The organism is Bifidobacterium polysaccharolyticum (genome assembly GCF_016101585.1).
Classification (GTDB): Bacteria; Actinomycetota; Actinomycetes; order Actinomycetales; family Bifidobacteriaceae; genus Bombiscardovia; species Bombiscardovia polysaccharolytica.
This window is the reverse complement of the sequence record NZ_JACFQG010000002.1, coordinates 35321-61454: the sequence shown is the minus strand read 5'-3', so window position 1 is coordinate 61454 and position 26134 is coordinate 35321. Positions and strand designations below refer to the sequence as shown.

Genomic DNA, 26134 nt, shown 5'->3' with positions numbered 1-26134 from the left:
ACAATAAGGGGTCCGACCTGCAATTTCGGCGGGTCGGACCCCTTATTTCGCTATCTAGAGCCTATCTCAGAGGATGCCCTGGGCCACCATAGCATCGGCCACCTTGGTGAAGCCGGCCACATTGGCGCCCAGCATCAGGTCGCCCTCATGACCATATTCCTTGGAGGCCTGGTAGGACTTTTGGAAGATTCCAGTCATGATGTCCTTGAGCCGCTGGTCCACCTCGTCGAAGGTCCACTGCAGGCGCAGCGAGTTCTGGCTCATCTCCAGACCGGAGACTGCGACGCCGCCGGCATTGGCGGCCTTGGCGGGTCCGTAGAGCACCTTGTTGTCCTGATAGACCTGGATGGCTTCGGGGGTGGATGGCATGTTGGAGCCCTCGCAGACTACGGTGCACCCGTTGGCGACCAGGGTCTTTGCGGATTCCTCGTCGATTTCGTTCTGTGTTGCGCTGGGCAGGGCGATGTCGCAGGGCACGGTCCAAACACCCTTGCAGCCCTCGTGGTACTCAGCGGAGTTTGCGCGGTCTGCATACTCGCGAATTCGGCCGCGGTGACCCAGCTTGATGTCCTTGACGACGTCGAGGTCAATTCCGTTGGGATCGTAGACGTACCCATTGGAGTCGGATGCCGTCACCACCTTGGCGCCCAGTTGTTGGGCTTTTTCGATGGCGAAGATGGCCACATTGCCCGAGCCGGAGATGACGACGGTCTTACCCTGGAAGGAATCCTTGCGCAGCGTCTGCAGGGCCTCCTGGGTGTAGTAGCACAGACCATAGCCCGTAGCCTCGGTCCTGGCCAGGGAGCCGCCGAAGGTCAAGTCCTTGCCGGTCAGCACGCCCGAGTACTCGTCGCGCATTCTCTTGTATTGACCGAACAGGTAGCCGATCTCGCGGGATCCCACGTTGATGTCGCCGGCGGGCACGTCGGTGAACTGCCCGATGTGGCGCTGCAACTCAGTCATGAAGGCCTGGCAGAAGCGCATGACCTCGGCATCCGAGCGGCCCTTGGGGTCGAAGTCGGATCCGCCCTTGGCACCGCCCATGGGCAGTCCGGTCAGCGAATTCTTCAGGATCTGCTCGAAGCCCAGGAACTTGATGACCGACTCGGTCACGGTCGGGTGGAAGCGTAGGCCGCCCTTGTAGGGACCGATTGCTGAATTGAATTGGATCCGGTAACCGCGGTTGACCTGAACATGGCCCTGATCGTCGGTCCAGGCCACACGGAACTTGACTGCACGCTCAGGCTCGACCAGGCGCTCCAGCACGCCGTTGGCCTCATACTCGGGATGCCGCTCCACCACGGGCTCCAGGCTGGAGAAGACTTCACGCACAGCCTGCAGGAATTCCGGCTGGTCGCCGTCGCGCTTCTCAACCTGCTGGTATACGCGCTTGATGTATTCGTTGGTGAGCATCTAAGCTCCTTTGACTAGGAATGGCCGGTCCGTCCGGTCCACATACGATTGGGTCCGCCCTCAAGAGCCTACGGGGGCTGGCGGAATCTTATCCTATGGTAAATGCCCCAAAGTTACGTCACAAGAATTGTGGCCCGTAATGTCTAACATGTGGTCATTCAAGGCCCGAAGAATGAGAGAACAAAGAAGAGTAATTAAGTGCGCTAGCAAAAGTTGAGTCTCCGCGACTCAACTTTTATTCCTTGGGTGAACATCGGGCATGGAACCCGGGGCCCGCGGTTTGGACAAAGTGAAGGGCAGGGAGCCCGGGAGGATAGGTCAGGATGTCCGTCTGGGGTTCCGGTCCGCAGGAACGATGACTTAGAGAATCAGGAGATGTGATTATGGCTATGTTTCCCGCATTGATGAACAATTCGATCTTCGGCGACTTCTTCGACGATCCCTTCTTCAACAACTGGCGTGACGGGCGTCGGCAGGGTCAGAGCGCCAAGAACGCGCTGAACAGCCCCTTGATGAACACGGATGTGCGTGAGAAGGACGGGCAGTACCAGCTCTCCATCGACATGCCTGGCTTTGACAAGAAGGACATCGGCCTGCGTCTTGAGGACGGCTACCTGATTGTATCCGCGCAGAAGAACAGCGACCAGGGCGACAAGGACGATCAGGGCCGTTGGATTCGGCGCGAGCGTTACACCGGGTCCTGCTCCCGCAGCTTCTATGTGGGCGATAAGGTCCGCCAGGAGGATATCCATGCTCACTACGCCAATGGCACCCTCGAGGTGACCCTGCCCAAGACCAGCATCGAGCCGGCTGACAACACGCAGAACATCGCCATTGAGGACTGAGGGATTCGGGTCCTTATCGGACCGCCTGAACGACTGCTATACTGATTGAGCGACAGCCGTTCGGACGGCCCTTTTGTCGTGTCAACACGCTATTGCCCAATTTTGGGTCCATCAATGCTATACTTACCATTTGGCGTGTCTTTCGGCGCGCCGTGTAACCGGCCGAGGATCGGATAGAAGGCTTATGGCAAAAGATGGTGTGATCGAGGTGGAAGGGCGTGTGGTCGAGGCCCTCCCGAATGCGATGTTCCGCGTCGAGCTCGAGAACAAGCACCTGGTGCTGGCCACCATTTCCGGCAAGATGCGCAAGAATTACATCCGCATTCTGCCCCAGGATCGGGTGGTGCTCGAAATGAGTCCCTATGATCTGAACCGCGGACGGATTACGTACCGGTACAAGTAACAAGGTACACAAGCAAAGGAAAACCATGAAGGTCAGCCCTAGTGTGAAGAGAATCTGCGAGAACTGCCGCGTGATTCGTCGTCACGGCCGCGTCATGGTGATCTGCAAAAACCCACGCCACAAGCAGCGCCAGGGCTGAGCGGATTCCCAGCGGCAACGAACACTAAAGGCGCTGAGTCACAGCCGATAGGCTGAACCCCGGGTGCGCAGGCCCGGGCCGGGAGACCGGAAGACTCGGTGCACGACCTGCGTAGAGCAAAAAAGGAATCGCAATGGCACGTCTTGCCGGAGTCGACATCCCCAACGAGAAGCGCATAGAGATAGCCCTCACCTACATCTTCGGTGTGGGGCGTACTCGCGCCAAGGAAACACTTGCCGCGACCGGAGTGAATCCGGACACCCGCGTCAAGGATCTCACGGACGAGCAGCTTATTACGCTGCGTGATTACCTCGAGGGAAACTACAAGATCGAGGGTGATCTGCGTCGTGAGATCGACGCTGATATTCGCCGTAAGATCCAAATCAATTGCTATCAGGGCCAGCGCCACCGCCGGGGTCTGCCCGTGCGCGGCCAGCGGACCAAGACCAACGCCCGCACCCGCAAGGGACCCAAGCGCACTGTCGCCGGAAAGAAGAAGGCGACCAAGTAAGGCTGAATGCGAAGCGGGGATGAGGGTCCCCGATGGTTCGCACTAGCAATTAGTTATTCGTTATTCGTGACAAGGAAACGAGGATCAATGGCAGCAGCAAAGCAGGCCGCGCGCAAGCCTCGTCGTCGGGATCGCAAGTCGGTTCCGGTCGGGCAGGCGCATATCAAGTCAACATTCAACAACACCATCATCTCCATCACCGATCCTTCCGGTGCTGTAGTGGCCTGGGCTTCGGGCGGCGACGTAGGCTTCAAGGGCTCCCGCAAGTCCACTCCTTACGCAGCGGGCATGGCCGCTGAATCCGCAGCCCGCAAGGCCATGGAGCATGGGGTCAAGAAGGTGGATGTCTTCGTCAAGGGCCCGGGTTCGGGCCGTGAGACCGCCATCCGCTCCCTGCAGTCCGCAGGCCTGGAGGTCGGTTCCATCTCGGATGTGACCCCACAGGCACACAATGGCGTTCGTCCTCCCAAGCGCCGTCGCGTCTGAGCACTAGAAAACCCATGAATCCACCCGCGAAGACCGGTGAGTGCACCACCGGTCGGAGCTGAAAGGATAGCAACAGTGCTTATTGCACAGCGTCCGACTCTTACTGAAGAAGTCGTCAATGCCCAGCGCTCCCGTTTCACCATCGAGCCCTTGGAGCCGGGATTCGGGTACACTCTGGGCAATTCCCTGCGTCGTACCCTGCTGAGTTCCATACCCGGTGCGGCTGTGACCTCGGTCCGCATCTCGGGTGCCCTGCACGAGTTCACCACGCTGCCCGGTGTGGAGGAGGACGTCACTGAGATCCTGCTCAACATCAAAGGCATCGTGCTGACCAGCGAATACGACGAGCCTGTGGTCATGTATTTGCGCAAGAGCGGCAAGGGCGAGGCCACAGCCGGGGATATCACCCCGCCGGCAGGCGTCACCGTGGCCAATCCTGATCTGCATATCGCGACCTTGGCCGAGGATGGCGAGTTGGAGATCGAGTTTACGGTGGAGCGTGGGCGTGGATACGTCCAGGCCCAGCTCAACAAGCAGGACAACGATGAGATCGGCCGCATCCCGGTTGATTCCATTTATTCTCCTGTGCTCAAGGTCAGCTACAAGGTCGAGGCCACCCGTGTCGAGCAGCGCACGGATTTCGACAAGCTGATCCTGGATGTGGAGACCAAGCCGGCTATTTCGCCGCGTGATGCAGTGGCGTCCGCTGGGTCGACCCTGGTCGAGCTCTTCGGCCTCTGCCGCGAGCTCAACACTCAGGCCGAGGGCGTAGAGGTTGGGCCCGAGCCTGAGGTGGAAGAAGCTGATCCGCAAATGTCCGTGCCGATTGAGGACCTGAACCTGACGCAGCGTTCCTACAACTGCCTCAAGCGCGAAGGAATCCACACCATCGGCGAGCTGGTCTCGCATACCGAGCAGGATCTGCTGGACATCCGCAACTTCGGCATGAAGTCCATCGACGAGGTCAAGGAGAAGCTTGAGGGCATGGGGCTGTCGCTGAAGGCCTCACCGCTGGGCTTCGACACTAATAATCTCGAGGGAGGCACCTTCTTCTCGCCTGACGACGAGTGAGGGATTGCAGCCTTCGTATGAGCGGGCGAGGGGGAAGGGTTCCGTCGCCTGCTGACAGAAATTCCGGGAAGTCGGATGTTCGGGCGTATGCCCACCTGTCCTCCCGGGCCGTAAGGAGATAATCCAATGCCAAAACCTAGCAAGGGCCCACGTCTGGCCTCCAGCCCGGCGCATGAGCGGTTGATGCTGGCCAACATGGCCACCAGCCTCTTCGCCAACGGCCGCATCACGACCACCCTACCCAAGGCCAAGCGCCTGCGTCCGCTGGCTGAGCGGCTGATCACCTTCGCCAAGCGCGGGGATCTGCCTGCCCGCCGCCGCGTCATGCGCGTCATCCGCGACAAGTCTGTGGTCCATATCTTGTTCACGCAGATCGCTGAGCAAATGCAGCAGCGTGAGGGTGGCTACACACGAATCACCAAGATAGCGCCCCGCCGTGGAGACAACTCCCCGCAGGCCGTGATCGAGCTGGTCACCGAGCCTCTGTCCGCCAAGAAGGCCGTGGTCAAGGAGGCTGAGTCCGCAGCCAAGGTGGCCGCCAAGGACGACAACGCGGAGGTGGCTGCCGCCACCGATGCTGCAGTCGCCGAAGGCGCAGCCAAGGATGCTGTCGACCAGGCCGTCGAGGCCAATGAGTCCGATCAGGACGTGGCACAGGCCGACCAGGCTGCAGAGGATCTGGAGCAGACCGCTGACAAGGCGGATCAGGCAGCAGCCCAGGCTGAGGAAGACGCCGACGTGGCTGAGGATGCGGAGAAGGCCGCTGAGTAATCGGTCTTTGTTCTGATGACGGGGTCGGGGAGCATGGCTCTCCGGCCCCGTTTGTCATTGGTGCCAGGGAGGTCTCGATGGAGCATCAGGAAAAGAACATGTCCCTTGTCAGGCTGCGCATGGATCTGGCTTACGACGGCGGCGGCTTCCACGGTTGGGCCCGGCAGCCTGGGCTTCGCACGGTCCAAGGCTGCATCGAGCATGCCCTGTCTCTGATAACTGGAGCCCGCAAATCAGATGGCGAGGTTTCCCATAGTCAAGTCGTCTGGGAACCAAGGCTGGTCGTGGCTGGCAGAACCGACACTGGGGTCCACGCATCTCATCAGGTGGCGCACCTGGATATTCCTGAAGTTGTGCTCGAGGCCTGCAGGGGACATATGGGGGTTGATGGTGTTTTGGCCCTGGAACGCCGTCTCCGCCACCTGTTGCCTGCTGACATCGTGCTGCTAGGGCTCCGAGCTGCTCCCATGGGTTTCGATGCCCGCTTCTCTGCCTTGGAACGCACTTACCTGTATCGGGTCAGCCAGGGGGGTCGGCCGGGGGATCCACGCATGCGTGGCTATGTGCTGGACCTGGAGGGGAGCCTGGATCTGGAAGCTATGAACGAGGCTGCAGGGGAGTGCATCGGCTTGCATGACTTCGGATCCTTCGCCAGGCCAAACCCTGGGGGCACGACCATCCGCAAGGTCAAGGCAGCACACTGGGACCTGGTTCCGACCGTGAATCTGTTCGGTGTTGAACCGGAGCAGAGTGCCGTCGGATACCTTCCGCCCTTCATGGAGTCCGGGCTGACCGTCTTCCGGATCGTAGCCGATGCATTTGCCCATAACATGGTCCGCTCGTTGGTCGCGGCCTGCATTCAGGTGGGCCTGGGGCGCCGGTCCGTGCAATGGTTTGCCGACAAGATTGCCCACCCCTTGCGTGAAGGTTCCACTGGTCCCATAGCTGCTCGGGGCCTGACCCTGGAGCAAGTAGCCTACCCGCCTGATGACCAGCTTGCTGAACGAGCGCAGGCCATCCGTGCCCGCCGTACACTGTGACGCACCGGGCTGTTTTGTAGCGACCGTTGACTGCGCCACGCCGTTTGCTAGGTAGGGACTCTGTGGCATAATAGAAAAGTTGTTGTTCGGCAGTGTCGGGCAACGACCATGGTTGAGTGTCCGAGCGGTCTAAGGAGCACGCCTCGAAAGCGTGTGAGGGCAACTCCCTCCGCGAGTTCGAATCTCGCCTCAACCGCCCCCATTGGCCCTGACCCGACGGTCGGGGCCTTTTTGTATGTAAATACTGTCGCCGCATTGCCAAGTTGCAGTGGTTAACCCGTGGAGTCGAGTTTCGTTATTGTTGCTGATATGCAGTCCATGGAAGATTGGTTTTGCATGATAACTGAGCATGGCAACAGGTGGATTGGCTGAGTTTCAGCCGGAATTGGTCTTCCTTGTGCCCGCTTTGGTTATCCGGGCTGACATGGCCCTGATCCTTGATCTTAGGCAAATAAAAGACCGTCCAATGCAGAAGGCGATGCGATGGTCAACACCGGGTCGCCTCCTACATTGCACGGGTTCATACCCCCCGCGTTCCTATGGAATGCTCCTATGGAACACGTTCTATAATATCACTGTCTGAACCGATGTCGCCACCGCAAAGTTTCGTGAAATCTGTGGATAAGTACTAATTGATTTGTTTGCTTGATGATCTTTGCTCACGATTGGTCAGGTTTTGGGCATGTATGGGCAGGGATTGCTTGCATATACGAATGCGGAAACTTATGAGTGAACGATCGGCGGAACCGGCAGGTCGATGGTCCGCCTTTGCCGCTAGTGCTTTGGTGTCTGCAACAGGGCTGACGACGTGGCAGGGTAGCCGAGGTTCATGGCCATGGACAAGTGGGCTACAACCATGTCAATCAGGGCAGATGTGGCCTCTTGGTGGCTTTTCGCGTTCTGGCTGACATCAGTTCGTATGGTGCCTGCGGAGCCGTTCAGTTTTCTCCCCACGGCCAGAAGGGACCGGGCCGTATCCATTTCAATCAGGGCAGGAGTAGGAGTCTGTATTCCGTTGGCAGGGTCGGTGGACTCGTCGGGGTGCGCCAGCAGATCAGTGGTGGGATAGACTCCCTGCCTGGGATCGTGCTTGGAGTGACCGGCCAGAATCTGGGCGGCAGCAGTGTGCGCATCGGCTAGGGTCAGCATCCATGCGGCATCGGTCTTGCGGGCCGCGAGGACCGAGAGTTCGAATCCGGAACGGTCTTCGCCTGTGATGGCCTGATCGGCCAATTCGACGGGCAGCGCCTTGGCCAGCGGATCCAACCGCTGTGCAGCCTGGACCAGTCTGAGTGTAGCCGTTTGACGATTGGTCTGCCCGCCCTGGGAGGCCGTCAAAGCCTGGGCTGCGTGCACTGTGGCTTCATCCAGCCTGGCAGGGCATTCGCGGGCCGCCTGGGTCCAGGCCTGGGCTCGGTTGTCTGACTGATTCTTGTGAAGCTGTTCCGACTGCCGGGCTCGCGTCCATGCCTGTTCGCAGGCAGTGGGGCGGAGATTATCGGGATCGTGCTGACTGACATGCACCGCTGAAGGTGCGCATCCTGATAGGGTGACAGCCAGCAGAAGTACTGCGATGCCGGTCCTCATCCGTCGTGCTAGAATCGACGGCCGATGACTCGCCCACCCGTGGTATTCAAGAACCGGCAGTGTCTGCATGAAAGGCTAGAATAGTAGGCATTGCAGACTAAAAGAAGCGCAGTCTGAATAACTTCATAGGAGGTCTTGACATGGAACTGGACCTGGCTGAAATTCATCAGCTGGCACACGAACAAGGGATTGATGCCGAGACCTTGGATCAAGCACTGAGCGAGGCTCTTCTTCTGGCTTATCAGAAGTCGCCTCACGCAGCCAAACACGCACGGGTGGAGCTTGACGAACGTGCGGGGACTTTCACAATCTGGGCACAGGACGAGATCGCTCGAGAACCCACGCCTGAAGAGCCCGAACCGGGATACGACCTGGGTGAGGAATACGACGACACACCAAAGGACTTCGATCGGCTGGCGGCCTCCACGGCCCGTCAGGTCATCCGCCAGCTCTTCCGTGAGGCCGATGACGAACGAGTCTTCGGAGCTTTCTCGGGTCAGAAGGGCCACCTGATCACCGGAATCGTGCAGCAGGATGCCAGTGATCCCGGCAATGTGCATGTGGCCGTGGATAATGTCGAGGCCATTCTGCCCCGCCGCGAGCAGGTGCCTGGCGAGCATTACCGGCATGGCCAGCGGATCCGCGTCTACGTGGTCAATGTCTCCCGTGGGCTCAAGGGGCCGGAAATCATCGTGTCGCGTTCCCATCCGGAGCTGGTTCGCCGTCTCTTTGAGCGGGAGGTGCCTGAGCTGGTTTCCGGTGCAGTCTCCATCATGGCCATCGCCCGTGAGGCCGGGGCCAGAACCAAGATTGCGGTCCGGGCCAACAGCAAGGGGGTCAATCCCAAGGGTGCCCTGATCGGCCCTGGCGGTGCTCGCGTTCGTGCCGTCATGGAGAATCTGGGCCCTGAGAAGATCGACATTGTGGACTGGTCCAAGGATCCTGCTGAATTCGTGGCTGCGGCCCTGTCTCCAGCTGTGGTCCGCCAAGTGCAGATCGTCAGCGAGTCCAACCGTACGGCCATTGCCTTCATCAAGGATGCCCAGCTCTCTCTGGCCATTGGCAAAGAAGGGCAGAACGCCCGTCTGGCTGCCAAGCTGACGGGCTGGAAGATCGGCATCGAGTCCGAGGAGACCCACCAGCAAAAATTGCGTGAGCTGCAGGCGCAATCCCCTTCGGCTGCTGGTGAAGACGCATGAGAGCAAACATCCGAGGACGCGAGTATGCTGGACCCGGTATCCCGAGTCCGGTGGTTCATGCCGTCGGCCCCGGCACAGAGACGAGGTAACACGATCATGGTCGCACGATGAGACAGGATATGTTCGCCGTCATGAAAGAGTGATCGCGCCGGTCATATGCGCGGTCCGGTAAGGAGAAAGTAAGTGCCCAAAGCACGCGTGTATGAGCTGGCCAAGGAATTTGGCGTAGACAGCAAGACTGTTCTGGCGAAATTGAAGGACATGGGCGAGTTCGTCAAGTCCGCATCCTCCACTGTCGAGGCCCCTGTGGTTCGTCGACTCAAGAATGCTTTCCCTCAGAAGGGTCAGGGCGACGCTGGCCAGGCCGCTGCACGAAATGCCCGCCCCGGCAGCCCTAATCATGGAAGCGGCCAGGGTCAGCATGGCCGCTCGCAGTCCGGCGGCACCAAGCAGCAATCCACACCTGGGCCCAAGCCCGGACAGAACCGTCGGCCCTCGGCTGGTGTCGAGGCGCCGCGGGGTCAGCAGCGTCCCGGTGGCCACTTCCCCAAGCCTGGTGCTCCCCACGGTAACCGCAACGAGCATGAGCAGCGCAACCAGTCCCGTGGGCCCAAGCCCTCAGCCATTGGCAAGCCCGGCCCCCAGGGCTCGCACAACAACGGTCGTTCCGGCGGTTCCGGGGCTTCGCCAGCACGTCATGGCGCACGTCCGGGAGCATCCACGCCTCGTCCAGGCAACAATCCTTTCAGCCGCAAGCAGGGGATGAAGGCGCCTATGCCTTCAGACATTCCCAGGCCGCACCCCATGGCCAGGCCTACCGTCAACGACTCACGCAGAGGTCGGGGTGGATTCCGCAACGGTCGTGGCGGTCGTACCGGACAGGGCGCCCGTCCAGGGCAGTGGGGCCATAGCCGTCCAGGCCAGCAGACCCATCAAGGTGGCGGCAGCCGTTTCGGTGGCGCTTCGTCAGCACCCTCAGGTGGCTTCCGCGGCGGTTCAGGCCGTGGTGGTCGCGGTCGCGGCGGTGCTGCTGGAGCTTTCGGTCGCCAGGGAGGCAAGTCCTCCAAGGCTCGTAAGAACCGGATGGCGAAGAGGCATGAATTCCAGGAGATGAAAGCACCCGTCATCGGTGGTGTGCGCATCCCCGCAGGGAACGGTCGTACCGTTCAGCTTCGTCAGGGCGCTACCCTGGCTGATTTGGCCGACAAGATCAACGTCAACCCTGCTGCCTTGGTCACGGTGCTCTTCCATCTGGGCGAGATGGCCACGGCCACCCAGTCCCTGGATGAGGCCACTTTCCAGATCCTGGGCGACGAGATCGGATGGAAGATCCGCATCGTCTCCGCCGAGGAGGAGGACAAGGAGCTTCTTCAGCAGTTCGACATCAACCTGGACGAAGAACGTGAGGACCAGGATGACAAGAACCTGCAGCCCAGGCCTCCGGTGGTCACGGTCATGGGCCATGTCGACCACGGCAAGACCCGGCTGCTGGACACCATCCGCAAGACCAACACGACCACCCAGGAGGCTGGCGGCATCACCCAGCGCATCGGGGCCTACCAAGCCACGGTCACCCTGGATGGTGAGGATCGCAAGATCACCTTCCTGGATACCCCCGGCCACGAGGCCTTTACGGCAATGCGTGCCCGTGGTGCCGAGCTGACAGATGTGGCTGTCCTGGTGGTAGCCGCGGACGACGGCGTTATGCCGCAGACCGTGGAGGCCATCAATCACGCCCAGGCAGCTCATGTGCCCATTGTGGTGGCTGTCAACAAGATTGATGTCGAGGGAGCCAATCCCCAGAAGGTACGCGGTCAGTTGACCGAGTTCGGCCTGGTATCCGAAGAGTATGGTGGCGACACCATGTTCGTCGACATCTCCGCCAAGCTGGGCACCAATGTGGACAAGCTCCTGGAGGCCGTCCTGCTGACTGCCGATGCCGACCTTGACCTTCGGGCCAACCCCGACATGGACGCTCGCGGCGCTACGGTCGAGGCCCGTCTGGACAAGGGCCGTGGAGCTGTGGCCACTGTGCTGGTCCAGCAGGGGACCCTGCATGTGGGCGATGCCATTGTGGCTGGATCGGCCTATGGCCGTGTGCGCGCCATGCTGGACGAGAACGGTCGGCAGATGGATGCTGCAGGCCCCTCCACCCCCGTCCAGGTTCTGGGGCTTACCTCGGTGCCTACCGCCGGCGACCTCTTCCTGGTTGCGCCCGACGATCGCACCGCTCGTCAGATCGCCGAGAAGCGCGAGGCTTCGGCCCGCGCCGCTCAGCTGGCCAAGCGCCGCAAGGTGGTCTCCTTGGAGAGCCTGAAGGAGCAGTTCGCCAAGTCCGAGGTGGACATGCTCAACATCGTCATCAAGGGCGACTCTTCCGGCTCGGTCGAGGCGCTGGAGGACTCCTTGATGAAGATCGAAGTCTCCGACGAGGTCGGGATTCAGGTCATCCACCGGGGCGTGGGCGCCATCACCCAGAACGACGTCAACCTGGCTACGGTCGACAAGGCCGTCATCATCGGCTTCAACGTCAGGCCCAACAGGCAGGTCCAGGATCTGGCAGACCGCGAGGGCGTGGAGATCAAGTACTACTCGGTCATCTACAACGCCATCGAGGACATCGAGGCCGCGCTCAAGGGTATGCTCAAGCCGGAGTACGAGGAGGTCACCACCTCACACTCCGAGATCCGCGAGATCTTCCGCTCCTCCAAGTTCGGCAACATCGCGGGCGTTATGGTCCAGGACGGCACCGTCAAGCGGGGCACCAAGGCTCGAATCGCCCGCAACGGTGTGGTCACTGTCAACGACCTGGAGATCTCCTCCCTGCGCCGGTTCAAGGACGACGTCAACGAGGTGTCCGAAGGCTACGAGGCGGGTATCAACCTGGGCTCCTTCAACGACATCGAGGTGGGCGACATCATCGAGACCTACGAGATGCAGGAAGTGGAACGTAAGTAGAGCCTGTTGACCATCCGACCACATGTCGGAGGGTCCGTGGCAATCCGCCCCGGTCTGGGTACTCCCTGGCCGGGGCGGATGTCCATGAATGCGACGATTGGTCATGGACGGTTCGAGAAAGGAATCATGATGGCTGGAAATCCCCGCGCTGTACGCATAGCGGCCCTGATACAACGGGTCGTAGCCTCTGCGCTGGAGTCCCAGATGCACGACAAGCGCCTGGCAGGGGTCACCGTCACTGAGGTTCGGGTCACCAACGATTTGCAGATAGCCAAAATCTATTGGACCCAGCTGGGTCGGTCGGGCCATGAGGCCGGGGAGCGCAAGCGCGCCCAGCAAGCTCTGCGGCAGGCCTCGGGCAGGCTGCGCACCCTGGTCGGTGCTCGGGCCGGTCTGCGGCTGACGCCTACGCTGCGCTTCATTTACGATGAGGTGCCTGCCGAGGCGACTGAGATTGAGGATGTGCTGACCGCAGCCCGTCACCGGGACGCGGCCATGGCCAAAGCCCGGGTCAATGCCAGCTATGCCGGCGACCCCGATCCATACAGGCATGACGACGAGGAAGAGGCCGATGGGTCGGACTCCGTCCCTGGTGAACCTGCGGCAGAGGGTGCGGATGAAACCGACCGTTGAAGGCATCGGTGGGGCAGAGGCTTCCGAGTCGTCTGATGGTATGGAGTCCGGCACTGGTGAACCGACCTCTGGCATCATCCTTGTTGACAAGCCGAGCGGTGTGACCAGCCATGACGTGGTGGCTGCAGTTCGTTCTGGCCTTGGCATGCGTCGCGTAGGCCATGCCGGAACCCTGGATCCCATGGCCACTGGTCTGCTGGTCATAGGGTTCGGCCAGGCCACGCGCCTGCTGACGGTCATCGTCGGCCATGATAAAACCTATAGAGCCACTATTCGCCTGGGACTGGGCACCACCACGGACGACGCGGACGGTGATTTGCTGCCGGTGCGTCCTGGAGCTGCGCAGAGGGTGGATGAGCTGACAGCCCAGGGTCTGCAGGATCTGATTGATCGCTGCTTCACCGGCTGGATCGACCAGGTGCCTGATGCATTCTCTGCCATCAAGGTCAAGGGCAAGCGAGCTTATGATCTGGCTCGCGCAGGCCAGGAGGTCAAGCTGGAGCCCCGACGCATTCGGATTGCATCCTTCAATCTGCTTGACTTTCGCCGTGTGGTTTTGCCCGATCAGGGAGCCGAGGTGGTCGATGTGGATGTTGAGGTGTCCTGCTCCAGCGGCACCTACATCCGCGCCCTGGCTCGTGATTTGGGCGAACGCCTGGATCTGGGCGGTCACTTGACGGTCCTAAGAAGGATTCGTGTGGGTCCATTCGACCTGGAGGATTCCGACCTGGCATCCAGGGTTCTGGGCGGTCATGTAGTCCCTCACACCTACCGGAACCGCCAAGGTCAGACGGTCGTTCGCAGTCGCATGGTCCTGGACCGCGACCGGCAGGCGATGTTGGATGGCTCGCTTGACCTGGCGCAGGCGGCACGCATGAGCATGCCTGTCCTGAACCTGGATGCCGACCAGGCCGTCAGAGTCTCTAACGGCGGATTCTTGGATCTGCCTGTCACTGGGCCCACAGCTGCCCTGGCAGGGCCTCAGGGCAAGCAGCGGCTGGCTGCTATCCTGGCACCCGGTTCACGAGGCGGGGCCAAGCCGGATGTGGTCTTCCACCCCGAGGCCTGAGTGCGTAGGTTCGTGTTTAGCTCCAGGGTCTTGCCAGGGTGCGACGGTGGGAATACAGTGCTTAAGGAATTTTCGGTGCCCGGGTTCGGGGCCGCCATGACTAAGTGATGGGAAGCGGATGAAGGTCAGCCAGGTCAGCCCGAACGAGTCGGGCATTGTCAGGTGGCCGGGAACCTTGGGGGCCCGGTCCAGCGTGGTCACCATCGGTGTCTTCGATGGTATGCACCGGGGTCATCAGGCCCTACTGCGCCAGGTGGTCGAGCTCGCTGCCAAGAATCAGGATCGGCCCATGGCCCTGGTCTTCGACCCAAGTCCCAAACTGGTTCATAGCTACGCTGACGGCCATGACATGACCGAACCGCCCCTGGACCTGATTCGCCATGACCCTGATCAGATCATGCCTCTGGAGGAGCGCCTGAGGCTGATGGCCCAGATGGGGCTGGATCAGGTTGTGGTGGTCCGATACACGCTGGCCTTCGCAGCCAAGTCCTATCGATTCTTCCTCAAGCAGCTTACCGAACAGCTGGCCATGCGAACGCTGGTTCTGGGCAGCGATGCGCAGATGGGCGCAGGGCGGGTCGGTGATATCAAGGCGATTGGCGATCTGGCAGACACAGGACTGTTCAACCTGGAGGTAGTGGACGACCAGGGACCGGGCGACTGCACACTGCCTGACGCTGACGGCCTGAAGCGGCGTCAGGTAAGGGCCTGGAGCAGCTCCCACCTTCGGCAATTGATTCTGGATGGTGATGTGGATGCGGCCCTGAATATTCTGGGCCGGCCGCACATGGTTCAAGGCACAGTGGTCCATGGGGAGCAGCGGGGTCGCCGCTTGGGATTCCCGACTGCCAATCTTGCTCCCGACAGCCAGGGGATGATGCCCGAAGATGGAGTCTATGCAGGCTGGCTGGTTGACCTGGGTCTGCCTACGGATCCTATGGCGACGCCGGAGGGACGGGAGGGGCGGCTGGCTCAGGGCTCGCCCTGGCGGATGCCTGCCGCCATCTCCATCGGCACCAAGGAGACCTTCCTGGCTCCTGGCCAGCAGATGCCAAGAATCCTGGAGGCCAATGCCGTCCGGCCGGATTGGGTGGACCTGTACGGTCACCGGGTCCGGGTGGAATTCCTCAGCCGTCTGCGCGGTCAGAAACGGTATGCGGGCGAGAAGCCCCTCAAACGACAGCTGGCCCTGGATGCCGATCGCACCCTGGAGCTGACCAAGGCTGCAGGAAGAGTGTTTTCCGTCAACTGAAGACTGTAGGAACCTTGGAACTCACAGCCCTCGGAAGTGGCTGAAAAACTCCCTGGTTCGCGGATTCTCAGACTCGTCCATGACCTCTTGCGGCGTTCCGTTCTCGGCGATGACACCGTCCAGCAGCAGGACAACCCGGTTGGCCGCATGATGGGCGAAACTCATCTCGTGGGTGGCCATGAGAATAGTGGTGCCTCCGGCGGTCAGCTCCGAGACCATGGCCAGGACCTCACCTACCAGCATGGGGTCCAGGGCTGAGGTGATCTCATCCAGCAGGAGCAGTTCCGGGTCGGTCATCAGGGCTCGGACGATGGCCACCCGCTGCTGCTGGCCGCCTGAGAGCTGATCGGGGTAGGCTCCGGCTTTCTTCTTCATGCCGATTCGATCCAGCAGTTCCAGGGCCCGTTCCCTGGCCTGGTCCTTGGGCATGCCATGAACCTTGATGGCCCCCAGGGTCACGTTTTTCAGGACGTTCATGTGGGGAAAGAGGTTGAACTGCTGGAAGACCACGCCGATTCTGGCCCGGCAAGCATCCTGGTTGATCCTGGGGTCGGTGATGTCGGTGCCGCCCAGCCATATCCGTCCATCGTTGACGGTCTCCAACAGGTTGATGCACTTCATCAGGGTGGACTTGCCCGACCCGGAGGGACCCAGCAGGGCCACGGTTTCATGAGGCATGATGGTCATGGAAATGCCGCGCAGGACCTTGTTGCCCCCAGGGTAGGTCTTTCGCACGTCCTCCAAACGGAGCACCGGTTGGTTCTGATTGGCGCCTGCCTGCTCGCTCATACCATGCCTCCGCTCTGTTCACGTTTGCGCAGCCTGTTGGAATACCAGTCGTTGAGAAGAATGAAGGGGACCGAGGTGGCGATGAAGAGCACTGAAGCCACCACGTAGGGGGTGAAGTTGTAGGAGGTGGCCACGATGATCTGGGCCGCCCTGACCGCGTCGACGGCTCCCAGAACCGAGATCAGCCCCACGTCCTTCTGCATGGAGATGAAGTCGTTCATCAGTGCCGGAGCCACCTTGCGTAGAGCCTGGGGGATGACGACCAGACGCATGGTCTGCCCCGACGTCAGGCCCAGTGAGCGTGCTGACGCTCTTTGGGAGGGGCCGACGTCCTGGAAGCCGGCCCTCAGTACCTCGGCGATGTAGGCCGAATAGGAAAGGATGACCGCCACGGTGCCCAGCAGGGCTGCCGGAATCCGGTTGAAGATGGCCAGTCCGGGAATGCCGAAGCCAATCAGGTAGAGGACCACAATCATGGGGATGCCCCTCATGATTGTGGTGTAGACCTGGGCCAGCACCCGCAGGGGAAAGAGCAGCGGGTTCCGGCTGGTGCGGATTATGGCCAGGAGGGTGCCCAGCAGGGCTACGCCGATGACCGCGAAGAAAAGGACCTCCAGATTGAGCCAGAGCCCCTGGAGGACCTTAGGGAAGGCTTTCGCGAAGTAGGCGCCGGAGAAAAACGACTGCTTGACTCGGGGCCAGCCGGGTGAGGCGTGCAACCCAAGGGCGATCAGCAGGGCCAGTACAAGCGTGCTGGCGATGCTGATCGCCACGGAGCGCAGATTCTGTCGACGGCCGTAGCGTTCCCGTTCCCGTTGAATATCGCTGACCGCGTCCTGTGCCGAGGTGGCCATGAACGACAAGGTTTCCTTTCTTCTCTCAGCCCAGGGTGGGCAGGGAGGTGTAGACGTGCAGCCACTGCTTCTGCAGCTTGTCCAGTGTCCCATCCTTCTTCAGGGTGGTGACAGCCTTGGAAGCGGCCGAGGTCAGCTTGGACCCCTTGGGCAGAACTATGCCCATGCCCTCCGGGTCCTGCGAGCCCTTGATCTGCCCGAGAATCTTGGCATTCTTGACTTGCCCGGAATCGACCATGGTTACGGCTGAAGGGGTGTCCACGACAAGCGCGTCGATCTGATTGGCGTCCAAGGCCTGTGACGAGGCCACGTCGTCGTTGAAGGTGTCGATGTCAGGCTTGACCAGCTTGTGGGCCATCTCGTAGGAGGTGGAGCCGACCATGGCGCCTATCTTGGCGTCCTTGATTTGGGCCAGGGAGGTGGCAGAGGCATATGGGGAGTTGTTTCTGACCACCAGCGACTGGGTGGAGTTGTAGTAGCTGGGAGTAAAGTCGACAGCTTGCCGGCGTTCCGGGGTGATGGAGAATTGCTGGATGTTCAGGTCGTAGTCCTTGCTTCCCGGAGCGATGGCGGCATCGAAGGTGGTCCTGGTCCAGGTGACGTGTGCCTTGTCGAATCCCATTTTATCTGCTACTGCATAGGCCACGGCAGCCTCGTAGCCTTTGCCGGATTCGGGCTTGTTGTCCTGCACGTAGGGGGCGTAGGCCGGGTCTCCAGTGGCAATGGTCAGGGTGCCGGGATTGATGGTCTGCTGGGTGATGTCCTGCTTGTCCGCTGACTGCCCGCTGCTGCTCGATGAGGAGCCGCAGGCCGCGCCGGCCATGAGCGTGACTGTCGTGAGTGCGGCCGCCGTCAGCCTGCGTATGGTTTTCCTGGTGAAGATAGTCATGCTGATCTGCTCCTCGCGATGATAATGAGTGTCGGTCTTCCGGCGACTCCATCCTAGTCCGGCAGGTTAACGAGTCGGCAGGTGAACGCCTTATGGTGCGATAGGGGACCAGCGGCCACTTTTCAGACCAGCCCCAGAGCCTCCAGAGCCTCGGCAAGATAGGTGACTTCGATCACTTCCAATCCCTGAATGGGCTTTCGGCCTCCTGAATGTCGGTCGGGGGGAACCAGCGCCCGGGTGAATCCCAGGCGAGCGGCTTCTTGCAGTCGGTGGTTGAGCTGAGGCACAGGCCTGACCTGTCCTGTCAGTGATATCTCGCCCATGGCACAGGTGGTGCGCAGGATGGGCCGGGACTTGGCTGCACTGGCCAGGGCGGCCACGATTGCCAGATCGCATCCGGGCTCCTTGGCCAGCCCGCCGGCGATGGTGGACACATACAGGTCTCGTGTCAGCAGGTTGACCCGGCCGTGGCGGTAGAGCACCGCGGCCAGCATGGCCAGGCGGTTGGCATCGATTCCGTTGGTGTTGCGGCGGGGAGTGGGCAGAACCGAGGAGGTGACCAGAGCTTGAATTTCGATGGGTAGGCTGCGGTGGCCATCCAAGGTAAAGGTCACGCAGGTGCCCTCCACCTCCTGCCCAGTCGTGGACAGGAAGAGCCCAGTGGGATCGCTGACCTCTTCGATACCCTGCTCGCCCATGTCGAAGCAGCCCACTTCGTCGGTGGGGCCGAACCGATTTTTGACGGCTCTCAGCAGGCGTAAAGCGGTCTGGGAATCGCCCTCGAACTGGCAGACTACATCAACCAGATGCTCGAGAGTCCGCGGTCCGGCTATGGAGCCGTCTTTGGTTACGTGGCCTACCAAAAGGGTGGGGATATCGTGCGACTTGGCCATGTCGATCAGGCTGATGGCTACCTCGCGTACCTGGGTGGAGCCCCCGGCGATGCCGTCGACCTGGCTGGAGACTATGGTCTGGGCGGAGTCCACAATCGCCAGTGCCGGCTTCTCGCGCTCGATCAGCCCCAGTACCGTGGCCAGGTCGGTCGTCGAAGCCAGCAGCAGTGAATCCTTGAGCGCTCCCACGCGACTGGCCCGCATTCGCACCTGGGCCTGGGACTCCTCGCCGGATATGTAGAGCACTTTGCCTCCCTGGTCGCCCCGGTCGGCCACACGGCCAGCGGTCTCGAGCAGGAGGGTGGACTTGCCGATGCCCGGCTCGCCGGCCAAGAGAATGACCGATCCTGGTACGATGCCTCCGCCCAGGACTCGGTCGAACTCCTCGAATCCCGTGGGTATCCGCTTTACCTGGTCCGTGCCTACACGGGTGATGGGCCGGGCCAGGCCGGTCTTCGGGGGCGCAGGTGCCGTATGGCTGCCGCCAGAGGAGGACAGACCACCGCCTGCACCTACGACACGGGCTTCATGAAATTCCTCGATGGTTCCCCACTGGCCGCATTCAGGGCAGCGTCCGAACCACTTGCCGCCGGTCCAGCCGCACTCCGTGCACACGTATTGCGTCGTCGTCTTGGCCATACCTGCACGCTATCGGGATTCAGGGACGAGGAGCTGGGCTTTTACGTCATCTTCGCAGTGCCGACACCCTGCGCATGAGAGAATGGAGGCATGGCTGAGAATCCTTCTGCACCCCTGTCCTCTTCCTCTGACTCCTCCGCGCATGCCAAGCAGCGCCGTCGACGGATCGGTCTGGTGATCGCCCTAGCGGCGGTGGTGGTCCTGGTGCTCCTATCGGCTTTCGTCTGGCCTCACTGGGCGGTGCGCAGCCAAGAGCCCGTCACCGAGGCCTCGGCTTCCGCCTCCTCACAGCCCTCGCAAGCCAGCAGCCCCAAGGCCAAGGCGGTTCCCCTGCCTGATTCGGCTTCCGAGCTGCTCAAGGCAATGCCTGATACGGTGGGCGAGTTCGCCCGCGTCAAAGCGGATTCCGACAGCGAGTGGAGCACCCGTACACCTATTGAGGAGTACAACCTGGTCTACTCATCCGGCAAGTCGGGCGGGGATGTGACCCTCCACCTGGCTCAGTGGTCCAGGAGCGAGGATGCCAAGGCGCTCTATGACAGCCAGTCTACGGGCATGTCCGGCAAGGAGCTGGCCTCGGGCAATGTTCGCAGCGGCGGCACGGTCACCGGATCCTACCTGGAGAAGGCGGATGGCGACGACGAGCACAAGGCCCTGGTCATCTGGCAGAATGATACGGTGGTCTTCCGCGCCCAGGGCCAGCGGACTGCGCTGGAGGCTTTTTACAAGGCCTTTCCGCTCTAGTCGTCCCGCAAGCGGTGTACGATAAGCAAGTTGGACACTTCCAGGTAACTAAGGATCGGAGGCTCGGATGGGTTCTGTCATCAAGAAGCGCCGCAAGCGGATGAGCAAGAAGAAGCACCGCAAACTGCTGCGCAAGACTCGTCACCAGCGCAAGTAGCTTTATGACTTATGGCCCATCAGGGTCAACGAAGCCCCCTGCATCGAATGGACGCGGGGGGCTTCGTGTATATCATCGCCGGTCAGCGTGGCCAGCCGGATGCCTCCAACCAGTAGGGGAGGGGATGATTGCTGACGCTCACTTGTTGGCGTTGGTCATGACCCGGGGCCCGTTGGGGTCGCCCACGATGACTGTGTCGACCATGTTGAGGAAGAGGCCGTGTTCCACGACACCCACGGTGGTGATCAGGTCCTGGGCCAGATCCTGCGGGTGCTCGATCCGATCCAGATGCAGATCGATGATGTGGTTGTGCTCGTCCGTCAGAACCGGCTGCCCCTGGCCGTCCAGCCGCAGTACTGGGTTATAGCCGCGCTCCTTGAAACGATCCAGGACGTGGCGCTCGCCGAAGGGGATGACCTCCACTGGCAGCGGGAAGCGGCCGATGGTGTCGACCACCTTTGACTCGTCCACAATCCAGACGATCCTTCGAGAGTTGACGGCTACGATTTTCTCCCAGAGCAGGGCTGCGCCGCCGCCCTTGATGCCGTTGAAGTCCTTGTCGACCTCGTCGGCCCCGTCGATGGTGACATCGATATGATCAACCTGGTCGATGTCGACGATGCGGATTCCGTAGCCTTCAGCCTGCTCCTTGGTCCGCCGGGAGGTGGTCACGCCGGTGAACTCCAAACCCTCTTCCTTCACGCGCCGTCCCAGTTCATCCACGAAGAACCGGACCGTGGATCCGGTGCCCAGTCCGGCGGTCATGCCGTTCTCGACCAGCTTGGCCGCCTCGACGCCGGCGGCCTTCTTCAGTCTGTCCTGCTCGGTCTTGTCCATACACGCTCCTTCATGCCCGCATGCGCTCAACTGCTGATGTCCTGCGGGTCTTGTTGATTCAGGTTCACTCCAGTCTAGACGATGGCCCCTGACGGTCCATGAGCCGCTCAATCCTCCACTTCGATGGCGTGCAGGCGGAAAGGCGACTCCTGAATGGTCAGGTAGCCGTCAGGATCGATGTCTGCATCTATATCGATGCTCCCGACGATATGCAGATCCTGTCCCGTGAACATGCTGCTGCCGGATGGGGGCGGCGTGATGCGGACGCGGCCGCTGGCTCTCAGTCCCCGGGCGCCGGAGTTCTTGGTCTCTTGGTCAGCCGTGTCGGTATCTGAGGTGTCCTTGAAAGCCGGCGCGAGTTCGTCTTCCTGACCATCGGCTATGTCGGGGTCGGGTGTGCCATTGATGGCCTCATCGCCTGGGTCCGTTACTGTGGTTTGGCTTTCTTCGATATCCCGCGTCTTTGGCGACTGGGGGAATGTTGCTTCCACAGATTCGGCTTCGACAGCGGTTTCGGCCAGGTCTTTCTGCTCCTCCTGGTCCAGGCCGACCTTCTTGCGGCCCAGTTTGTCCAGAACTTGGGGTCCTCCGTCCAGTTCAGCCTTGACTGCGGACGGCACTTGCGTGCCCTTGGCATAGGGAGAGGCCAGCAGCGAACGCCAGCCCTCGATGGGCAGACAGCCTTCCCGTTCGCCCTTGCCTGCAGCTGTGGCGTAGCCGCGGGCCAGAGTGTCCACTTTCTCGTTGAAGGTGTCGCCGGCGTGGCCCTTGACCCAGACAAACCTGACCGACCCGGGCCGTGTTTGGATCTCCTGGTCGATGGCTTCGATCAGGGGACGGTTCTTCACCGGCTTGCCCTGGGAGTTCTTCCAGCCCTTCTTCTTCCATCCGGGCACCCAGGTGGTGGAGCAGTTGATGGCGTATTGGGAGTCTGTTTCGATGACTAGCGGGCGCTCGCCTGGGTGGGCTCGCAACGCCTGCAGCACGGCACATAGCTCGCCAATCTGATTGGTGCCGTTGCTGGCGCCGCCTGCATCTGCGTCGCTGCCCTCGTGATCGGCCCAGGCCCAGCCCATGGGGCCATTGGGGTTGCTCAGTGCGCTGCCGTCGGTCGAGACGACCAGGTTCTTGTCATTGGTCATGGCTCCAGCCTAGACAGACAGATAGAAAGCACCCGTGCCGGCGATGAGTACTGCGGGCAGGTGCATGCGGTCTTGCCTGGAACTCAGCTCAGGGCCTTGGCGACCACCTGGTCAGCATCGTCCAGAACCTGGTCCAGGGCCTCAGGCGAAACGAAGGATTCCGCATAGACCTTGTAGATGTTCTCAGTGCCGGAGGGGCGGGCAGCGAACCAGTTGTTCCGGGTAGTCACCTTGATGCCCCCGATTTTGGCCCCATTGCCCGGAGCCTCGGTCAGCTTGGCAGTGATGGGTTCGCCGGCCAGTGTGGAGGCCGTCACATCGTCGCTGTTCAGCTGGGCGAACTTCTGCTTCTGCTCCAATGTAGTCGGGGTGTCCACTCGCTTGTACCAGCTTTGGCCGAAGCGCTCCACCTGCTCCTGGTGGAGCTGGGCCGGATTCTTGCCGGTCTTGGCTGTGATTTCAGCAGCCAGGAGGTCGGGGATCAGCCCGTCCTTGTCGGTTGTCCAGACATGGCCGTCCCTGCGCAGGAAGCTCATTCCGGAGCTCTCCTCGCCGCCGAAGGCCACCTCGCCCTTGAAGAGGGGGTCGACAAACCACTTGAAGCCCACAGGTACCTCGATCAGCCTGGCACCGATGGATGCGGCCACGCGGTCGATCAGGGAGGAGGAAACCAGGGTCTTGCCGATGCCGGCACCATGGGGCCATCCGGGACGGTTGCCCGAGAAGAGGTATTCCACACAGACGGCGATGTAGTGGTTGGGATTCATGACCCCGGTTCCTGGACAGACGATGCCATGCCGGTCGGCGTCCGGATCGGTGCCCCCCACCAGGTCGTAGGAGTCCCAGGCTCCGGCGTTGAGGCGATCCACCAGCCCTTTCATGGCATAGGGGGAGCTGGGATCCATGCGGATCTTTCCATCATGGTCGATGGTCATGAACCGCCAGGTCGGATCCACCTGCGGGTTGACGACACCAATGTTCAGGCCGTACTTTTCGTTGATCAGCGGCCAGTAGTTGATTGAGGCGCCGCCCAGCGGGTCGATGCCCAGACGGACTCCGGAAGATCTGATCAGATCAAAGTCGATGACATTGCCCAGGTCGGTCACGTAATGCTCCCGGTAGTCGAAGCGCTCCACAAGGTCGGATTTGATGGCATCCTCAAAAGGAATCCGCTTGACCTGCCTGTAGTCGCCCAGGAGCTCATTGGCCCGTTGGGCGATGGCGTTGGTGGTTTCGGCCGGAGCCGGACCGCCTGTGGGCGGGTCATACTTGAATCCGCCATCGGTGGGCGGGTTGTGGGAGGGAGTGACCACGATGCCGTCGGCCAGATCCTCGCCGGAGAAGCGCTGGGTGCCGTCAGCCGCCCGGTTGTGTGTCAGGATGGCCTGGGAGACGGTGGGGGTGGGAGTGTAGTCATCATTGGCATCGATGCGCACCCGTACCCCGTTTGCGGTCAGGACCTCGATGGCCGTCTTCCAGGCGGGAAGGGAAAGAGCGTGGGTGTCACGGCCCAGATAGAGCGGTCCAGTGATCCCGTCCTTGGTGCGCTGTTCGGCTATGGCCTGGCTGATAGCCACGATGTGGGCCTCGTTGAAGGAGGTGGTCAGGGCGGAGCCGCGATGCCCGGAGGTGCCGAAGGACACCCGTTGGGAGGGAATTGAAGGGTCGGGGATGAGATCGTAGTACCTGCCGATCAGATCGTCGACGTTGATCAGATCTTCTGGGCTGGCAGGCTTGCCCGCATTCTGTGCTGTCATGGCTCCCATCATGCCACCCCGGCATGAGAAAGCGGACAGATGGGCAACAGGCTCTTTCGGTCTCAGTCGGACTGCGGCACCCGCACGTCCAGGGCCTGACGCTCCACACTGAGTGCGATGTGACAGGTCTCGCCCAGAATGTCTCCGTCCACCTGAGCCAGGGCCGGCTTCTCCAGGCGGATCTCCGCCTTGGTTCCCTGCAGCTGGACGATGGTGGAGTTGGTTGACAGGGGGCTCTGGCTGGTCTTGCGGGTGATGGTCTGATGCATCACGTCCCCGAAGAGGTTGGCCCAGCCGATCAAGCCGGCGGAGGTGTCGATGATCTCGAAGTCCAGGATGCCGTCATCGTAGGAGGCATCGGGCATCAGGGAGAATCCTGGAATCTCCCCGCAGTTGCCGGCCATGAAGGTGCGGAAGGTCACCGATGTGTTGGTCTGCGTGACCTGGTCGGGCCGGGTGATGGAGATGTCGGCCGTGTACTTGGGTGCGAACAGATGCTTGGCGCCACTGATGAAGTAGGCCAGCCAGCTGACCGTCTTCTTCAGATTAGGGTCGGTGTCGTCAATCATCAGAGCATCGAAGCCGATGCCAGCGATGATCAGGAAAGCGTGACCACGGCCTTGCTCCTTACTGTCTGCGTCAAGGAGGGTCATGCGGCCCACATCCACCTGGGTGGACCCGTGCGAGGTGGCCACGGCCAGGGCGGCGTCCAGATCGCCTACTGGAATGCCCATGTTCCGTGCGAACAGGTTTCCGGTCCCGATTGGGATGATGCCCATGACATGATCGCTGGAAGCCATAGCGCTGGCTACGGTGCGTACAGTCCCGTCCCCGCCCACGGCAACGACTACGTTGGCCCCACGCTCCAGTGCCATGCGGGCGCAGGCCCTGCCGTCCCGATCCAACTGGGTTTCGATGAAGCTGAATTCGCGGATGCCCTTGTCTCGGCAGTATTGCTGGATGCGTTCGCGGGCGGCAGCAGCCTGGGGTTTGGAGGGGTTGATGACGAAGGCGTAGCTGAGCTGGTCGTCGTCCCGGGCCAGTATCTGCATGGCGAACTTATGCCGTCTTTGGGCGCGGACGATCAGCACCACCGCAGTGACGGCAATGGCCGCCGCTGCCAGGATGGCGAGGATGACGACCGCTGGAATTGGCATGACTCTATTTTGCGCGCCCTGCCGACCCGAATCTTCTGGGTGTGTCCGACGTGAACGAACCCTCTACAGCAATCACGCTCACAGTATGAGCCGATTGAGTAGTGAAAACCGTAAAGTTAAGATGGCACTCGGTCCATGTGGTCCCTTCGGTCTGGAGTTGCAACGGCTTCGTGCGCTGGAAGTCCGGGAAAGCCCGGGGGTATGGGAAGAGGAGGCAGGCATGGATAAATACAAGAGCGTGTTCGACATCATAGGTCCCATCATGATTGGACCCTCCAGCTCGCACACAGCCGGGGCCGTGGCCATTGGTCGGGTTGGCCACATCCTTGCCGGGGGTGTTCCGAGTCGTGCTGATGTTCATTATTATGATTCTTTCGCTCGCACGCACAGCGGCCACGGTACCGACTACGCCATCATCAGCGGCCTGCTGGGTTTTGCGCCGGATGACCCCCGGGTGCCTGATGCCGTTGGCATCGCACGCAGGCAGGGCATGGTTCTGACCTTCCAAGAGGAGGACGAACCAAGCCCCATCGACCACCCGAATACCGCTGTCCTGGACTTGCGGGGGCCAGCCGGTCGGGTGATATACGCGGCTTGTTCCATAGGGGGCGGGACCATTGAAGTACGGCGTATCAACTTGGACGGCTGCCAGATCACTCCTCCAGGGCTTCTGCCCATCCTGCTGGTGGAACTGGATGAATCCGAAAAGGGCGCAGGTCGGCGATTGGAGCGTATACGCGATCTGCTTCGAGAAGAGGGTGTGACCAAGCAGACCAGGTATGAGCCCGAGGGTCCGGCCGGCATGGCGGTGTACGAGTTCGATTTGGACAATCCGCTGTCCACGCAGCAACAAAAGCAGATCGCGGGTCACTCGTCCCGGATGATGTATATCGACTAGG

The 26134-nt window shown here is 61.2% G+C and carries 26 protein-coding genes and 1 tRNA gene; 17 read left to right on the top strand and 10 right to left on the bottom strand.

Annotated elements, in window-relative coordinates:
• Positions 1-66 precede the first annotated feature (66 nt).
• Positions 67-1413 carry an NADP-specific glutamate dehydrogenase gene (gdhA, locus tag H3T90_RS03485; RefSeq protein WP_198229625.1) on the bottom strand — a complete coding sequence of 449 codons (1347 nt, stop codon included), beginning with the start codon at positions 1411-1413 and terminating at the stop codon, positions 67-69.
• A gap of 383 nt (positions 1414-1796) precedes the next feature.
• Between gdhA and H3T90_RS03480 the strand changes: the two genes are divergently transcribed.
• From H3T90_RS03480 to H3T90_RS03440, 9 genes are all read left to right on the top strand, one after another.
• Positions 1797-2258 (top strand): Hsp20/alpha crystallin family protein, encoded by a 462-nt coding sequence (locus H3T90_RS03480; RefSeq protein ID WP_046323294.1) that lies wholly within the window; start codon positions 1797-1799, stop codon positions 2256-2258.
• 184 nt (positions 2259-2442) lie between these two features.
• On the top strand, positions 2443-2661 hold the full coding sequence (gene infA, locus H3T90_RS03475; RefSeq protein WP_015022331.1) for a translation initiation factor IF-1: 219 nt from the start codon (positions 2443-2445) through the stop codon (positions 2659-2661).
• Positions 2662-2686: 25 nt separating this feature from the next.
• The gene (gene rpmJ, locus H3T90_RS03470; protein WP_015022330.1) at positions 2687-2800 is read left to right on the top strand and encodes a 50S ribosomal protein L36; all 114 of its coding nucleotides are present in this window, start codon (positions 2687-2689) and stop codon (positions 2798-2800) included.
• A 133-nt stretch (positions 2801-2933) separates the two neighbouring features.
• Positions 2934-3311, top strand: coding sequence for a 30S ribosomal protein S13 (gene rpsM, locus H3T90_RS03465; RefSeq protein WP_015022329.1), 378 nt, complete (start codon positions 2934-2936; stop codon positions 3309-3311).
• Positions 3312-3398: 87 nt separating this feature from the next.
• The gene (rpsK, locus tag H3T90_RS03460; RefSeq protein ID WP_015022328.1) at positions 3399-3797 is read left to right on the top strand and encodes a 30S ribosomal protein S11; all 399 of its coding nucleotides are present in this window, start codon (positions 3399-3401) and stop codon (positions 3795-3797) included.
• A gap of 75 nt (positions 3798-3872) precedes the next feature.
• Complete coding sequence (locus tag H3T90_RS03455) at positions 3873-4868, top strand: DNA-directed RNA polymerase subunit alpha (RefSeq protein ID WP_110425723.1); 996 nt, start codon at positions 3873-3875, stop codon at positions 4866-4868.
• A gap of 126 nt (positions 4869-4994) precedes the next feature.
• Positions 4995-5639 (top strand): 50S ribosomal protein L17, encoded by a 645-nt coding sequence (rplQ, locus tag H3T90_RS03450; RefSeq protein ID WP_110413362.1) that lies wholly within the window; start codon positions 4995-4997, stop codon positions 5637-5639.
• A 77-nt stretch (positions 5640-5716) separates the two neighbouring features.
• The gene (locus H3T90_RS03445) at positions 5717-6679 is read left to right on the top strand and encodes a tRNA pseudouridine synthase A (RefSeq protein ID WP_144178472.1); all 963 of its coding nucleotides are present in this window, start codon (positions 5717-5719) and stop codon (positions 6677-6679) included.
• A gap of 110 nt (positions 6680-6789) precedes the next feature.
• A tRNA-Ser gene (locus H3T90_RS03440) sits at positions 6790-6875 on the top strand.
• 578 nt (positions 6876-7453) lie between these two features.
• Here H3T90_RS03440 and H3T90_RS03435 read toward each other — a convergent pair.
• Positions 7454-8266, bottom strand: coding sequence for a hypothetical protein (locus tag H3T90_RS03435; RefSeq protein ID WP_198229624.1), 813 nt, complete (start codon positions 8264-8266; stop codon positions 7454-7456).
• A gap of 140 nt (positions 8267-8406) precedes the next feature.
• On the opposite strand from H3T90_RS03435, the gene nusA reads away from it, so the two are divergent.
• The 5 genes from nusA (at position 8407) to ribF (ending at position 15377) form a co-directional block, all read left to right on the top strand.
• Positions 8407-9465 carry a transcription termination factor NusA gene (gene nusA, locus H3T90_RS03430; RefSeq protein ID WP_046323291.1) on the top strand — a complete coding sequence of 353 codons (1059 nt, stop codon included), beginning with the start codon at positions 8407-8409 and terminating at the stop codon, positions 9463-9465.
• Between the two features lie 183 nt (positions 9466-9648).
• Complete coding sequence (gene infB / locus H3T90_RS03425; RefSeq protein ID WP_198191396.1) at positions 9649-12423, top strand: translation initiation factor IF-2; 2775 nt, start codon at positions 9649-9651, stop codon at positions 12421-12423.
• Positions 12424-12552: 129 nt separating this feature from the next.
• Positions 12553-13056 carry a 30S ribosome-binding factor RbfA gene (gene rbfA, locus H3T90_RS03420; RefSeq protein WP_198229857.1) on the top strand — a complete coding sequence of 168 codons (504 nt, stop codon included), beginning with the start codon at positions 12553-12555 and terminating at the stop codon, positions 13054-13056.
• Between the two features lie 40 nt (positions 13057-13096).
• A complete protein-coding gene (gene truB / locus H3T90_RS03415) occupies positions 13097-14125 on the top strand; it encodes a tRNA pseudouridine(55) synthase TruB (protein ID WP_198191453.1) in 1029 nt (342 codons plus the stop codon).
• 118 nt (positions 14126-14243) lie between these two features.
• A complete protein-coding gene (gene ribF / locus H3T90_RS03410) occupies positions 14244-15377 on the top strand; it encodes a bifunctional riboflavin kinase/FMN adenylyltransferase (protein WP_198191397.1) in 1134 nt (377 codons plus the stop codon).
• A 21-nt stretch (positions 15378-15398) separates the two neighbouring features.
• Here the strand turns inward: ribF and H3T90_RS03405 are convergent, their stop codons facing one another.
• The 4 genes from H3T90_RS03405 to radA all read right to left on the bottom strand — a co-directional run bounded on the left by H3T90_RS03405 (position 15399) and on the right by radA (position 19441).
• A complete protein-coding gene (locus H3T90_RS03405; protein ID WP_198229623.1) occupies positions 15399-16166 on the bottom strand; it encodes an amino acid ABC transporter ATP-binding protein in 768 nt (255 codons plus the stop codon).
• Positions 16163-17020 carry an amino acid ABC transporter permease gene (locus tag H3T90_RS03400; protein ID WP_198229622.1) on the bottom strand — a complete coding sequence of 286 codons (858 nt, stop codon included), beginning with the start codon at positions 17018-17020 and terminating at the stop codon, positions 16163-16165. Before H3T90_RS03400 ends, H3T90_RS03405 begins: the two co-directional genes overlap by 4 nt.
• Before the next feature lie 25 nt (positions 17021-17045).
• Positions 17046-17909, bottom strand: coding sequence for an ABC transporter substrate-binding protein (locus H3T90_RS03395; RefSeq protein ID WP_198229621.1), 864 nt, complete (start codon positions 17907-17909; stop codon positions 17046-17048).
• Between the two features lie 122 nt (positions 17910-18031).
• Positions 18032-19441 (bottom strand): DNA repair protein RadA, encoded by a 1410-nt coding sequence (gene radA / locus H3T90_RS03390; RefSeq protein ID WP_198229620.1) that lies wholly within the window; start codon positions 19439-19441, stop codon positions 18032-18034.
• 90 nt (positions 19442-19531) lie between these two features.
• Between radA and H3T90_RS03385 the strand changes: the two genes are divergently transcribed.
• Positions 19532-20185, top strand: a complete 654-nt coding sequence (locus tag H3T90_RS03385; protein WP_198229619.1) for a hypothetical protein — start codon at positions 19532-19534, stop codon at positions 20183-20185.
• A 67-nt stretch (positions 20186-20252) separates the two neighbouring features.
• Positions 20253-20342: a 30S ribosomal protein bS22 gene (locus H3T90_RS03380; protein WP_004268639.1), complete on the top strand. Its 90-nt coding sequence runs from the start codon at positions 20253-20255 to the stop codon at positions 20340-20342.
• A 138-nt stretch (positions 20343-20480) separates the two neighbouring features.
• Here H3T90_RS03380 and rpiA read toward each other — a convergent pair whose 3' ends face one another.
• From rpiA to H3T90_RS03360, 4 genes are all read right to left on the bottom strand, one after another.
• Positions 20481-21179, bottom strand: a complete 699-nt coding sequence (rpiA, locus tag H3T90_RS03375) for a ribose-5-phosphate isomerase RpiA (RefSeq protein WP_198191403.1) — start codon at positions 21177-21179, stop codon at positions 20481-20483.
• 107 nt (positions 21180-21286) lie between these two features.
• A complete protein-coding gene (locus H3T90_RS03370; RefSeq protein WP_198229618.1) occupies positions 21287-22321 on the bottom strand; it encodes a ribonuclease H family protein in 1035 nt (344 codons plus the stop codon).
• 83 nt (positions 22322-22404) lie between these two features.
• Positions 22405-24078 carry a phosphoglucomutase (alpha-D-glucose-1,6-bisphosphate-dependent) gene (gene pgm, locus H3T90_RS03365; RefSeq protein ID WP_198229617.1) on the bottom strand — a complete coding sequence of 558 codons (1674 nt, stop codon included), beginning with the start codon at positions 24076-24078 and terminating at the stop codon, positions 22405-22407.
• 62 nt (positions 24079-24140) lie between these two features.
• Positions 24141-25235: a diacylglycerol/lipid kinase family protein gene (locus tag H3T90_RS03360; protein ID WP_046323281.1), complete on the bottom strand. Its 1095-nt coding sequence runs from the start codon at positions 25233-25235 to the stop codon at positions 24141-24143.
• Between the two features lie 220 nt (positions 25236-25455).
• Between H3T90_RS03360 and H3T90_RS03355 the strand changes: the two genes are divergently transcribed.
• Entirely contained in the window at positions 25456-26133 is a 678-nt protein-coding gene (locus H3T90_RS03355) for a serine dehydratase beta chain (protein ID WP_046323280.1), read from the top strand.
• The last annotated feature ends 1 nt before the right edge of the window (position 26134 follow it).

Bases quoted from the DNA above. Each gene is read 5' to 3' on its own strand.
- H3T90_RS03360 (WP_046323281.1), bottom strand. From the start codon at position 25,235: ATGCCAATTCCAGCGGTCGTCATCCTCGCCATCCTGGCAGCGGCGGCC.
- H3T90_RS03405 (WP_198229623.1), bottom strand. From the start codon at position 16,166: ATGAGCGAGCAGGCAGGCGCCAATCAGAACCAACCGGTGCTCCGTTTG.
- rpmJ (WP_015022330.1), top strand. From the start codon at position 2,687: ATGAAGGTCAGCCCTAGTGTGAAGAGAATCTGCGAGAACTGCCGCGTG.
- H3T90_RS03480 (WP_046323294.1), top strand. From the start codon at position 1,797: ATGGCTATGTTTCCCGCATTGATGAACAATTCGATCTTCGGCGACTTC.
- rbfA (WP_198229857.1), top strand. From the start codon at position 12,553: ATGGCTGGAAATCCCCGCGCTGTACGCATAGCGGCCCTGATACAACGG.
- H3T90_RS03370 (WP_198229618.1), bottom strand. From the start codon at position 22,321: ATGACCAATGACAAGAACCTGGTCGTCTCGACCGACGGCAGCGCACTG.
- nusA (WP_046323291.1), top strand. From the start codon at position 8,407: ATGGAACTGGACCTGGCTGAAATTCATCAGCTGGCACACGAACAAGGG.
- H3T90_RS03435 (WP_198229624.1), bottom strand. From the start codon at position 8,266: ATGAGGACCGGCATCGCAGTACTTCTGCTGGCTGTCACCCTATCAGGA.
- rpsK (WP_015022328.1), top strand. From the start codon at position 3,399: ATGGCAGCAGCAAAGCAGGCCGCGCGCAAGCCTCGTCGTCGGGATCGC.
- H3T90_RS03380 (WP_004268639.1), top strand. From the start codon at position 20,253: ATGGGTTCTGTCATCAAGAAGCGCCGCAAGCGGATGAGCAAGAAGAAG.
- H3T90_RS03445 (WP_144178472.1), top strand. From the start codon at position 5,717: ATGGAGCATCAGGAAAAGAACATGTCCCTTGTCAGGCTGCGCATGGAT.
- ribF (WP_198191397.1), top strand. From the start codon at position 14,244: ATGAAGGTCAGCCAGGTCAGCCCGAACGAGTCGGGCATTGTCAGGTGG.
- rplQ (WP_110413362.1), top strand. From the start codon at position 4,995: ATGCCAAAACCTAGCAAGGGCCCACGTCTGGCCTCCAGCCCGGCGCAT.
- rpsM (WP_015022329.1), top strand. From the start codon at position 2,934: ATGGCACGTCTTGCCGGAGTCGACATCCCCAACGAGAAGCGCATAGAG.
- infA (WP_015022331.1), top strand. From the start codon at position 2,443: ATGGCAAAAGATGGTGTGATCGAGGTGGAAGGGCGTGTGGTCGAGGCC.
- H3T90_RS03355 (WP_046323280.1), top strand. From the start codon at position 25,456: ATGGATAAATACAAGAGCGTGTTCGACATCATAGGTCCCATCATGATT.
- H3T90_RS03395 (WP_198229621.1), bottom strand. From the start codon at position 17,909: ATGACTATCTTCACCAGGAAAACCATACGCAGGCTGACGGCGGCCGCA.
- gdhA (WP_198229625.1), bottom strand. From the start codon at position 1,413: ATGCTCACCAACGAATACATCAAGCGCGTATACCAGCAGGTTGAGAAG.
- pgm (WP_198229617.1), bottom strand. From the start codon at position 24,078: ATGACAGCACAGAATGCGGGCAAGCCTGCCAGCCCAGAAGATCTGATC.
- radA (WP_198229620.1), bottom strand. From the start codon at position 19,441: ATGGCCAAGACGACGACGCAATACGTGTGCACGGAGTGCGGCTGGACC.
- rpiA (WP_198191403.1), bottom strand. From the start codon at position 21,179: ATGGACAAGACCGAGCAGGACAGACTGAAGAAGGCCGCCGGCGTCGAG.
- truB (WP_198191453.1), top strand. From the start codon at position 13,097: ATGGAGTCCGGCACTGGTGAACCGACCTCTGGCATCATCCTTGTTGAC.
- H3T90_RS03400 (WP_198229622.1), bottom strand. From the start codon at position 17,020: ATGGCCACCTCGGCACAGGACGCGGTCAGCGATATTCAACGGGAACGG.
- H3T90_RS03385 (WP_198229619.1), top strand. From the start codon at position 19,532: ATGGCTGAGAATCCTTCTGCACCCCTGTCCTCTTCCTCTGACTCCTCC.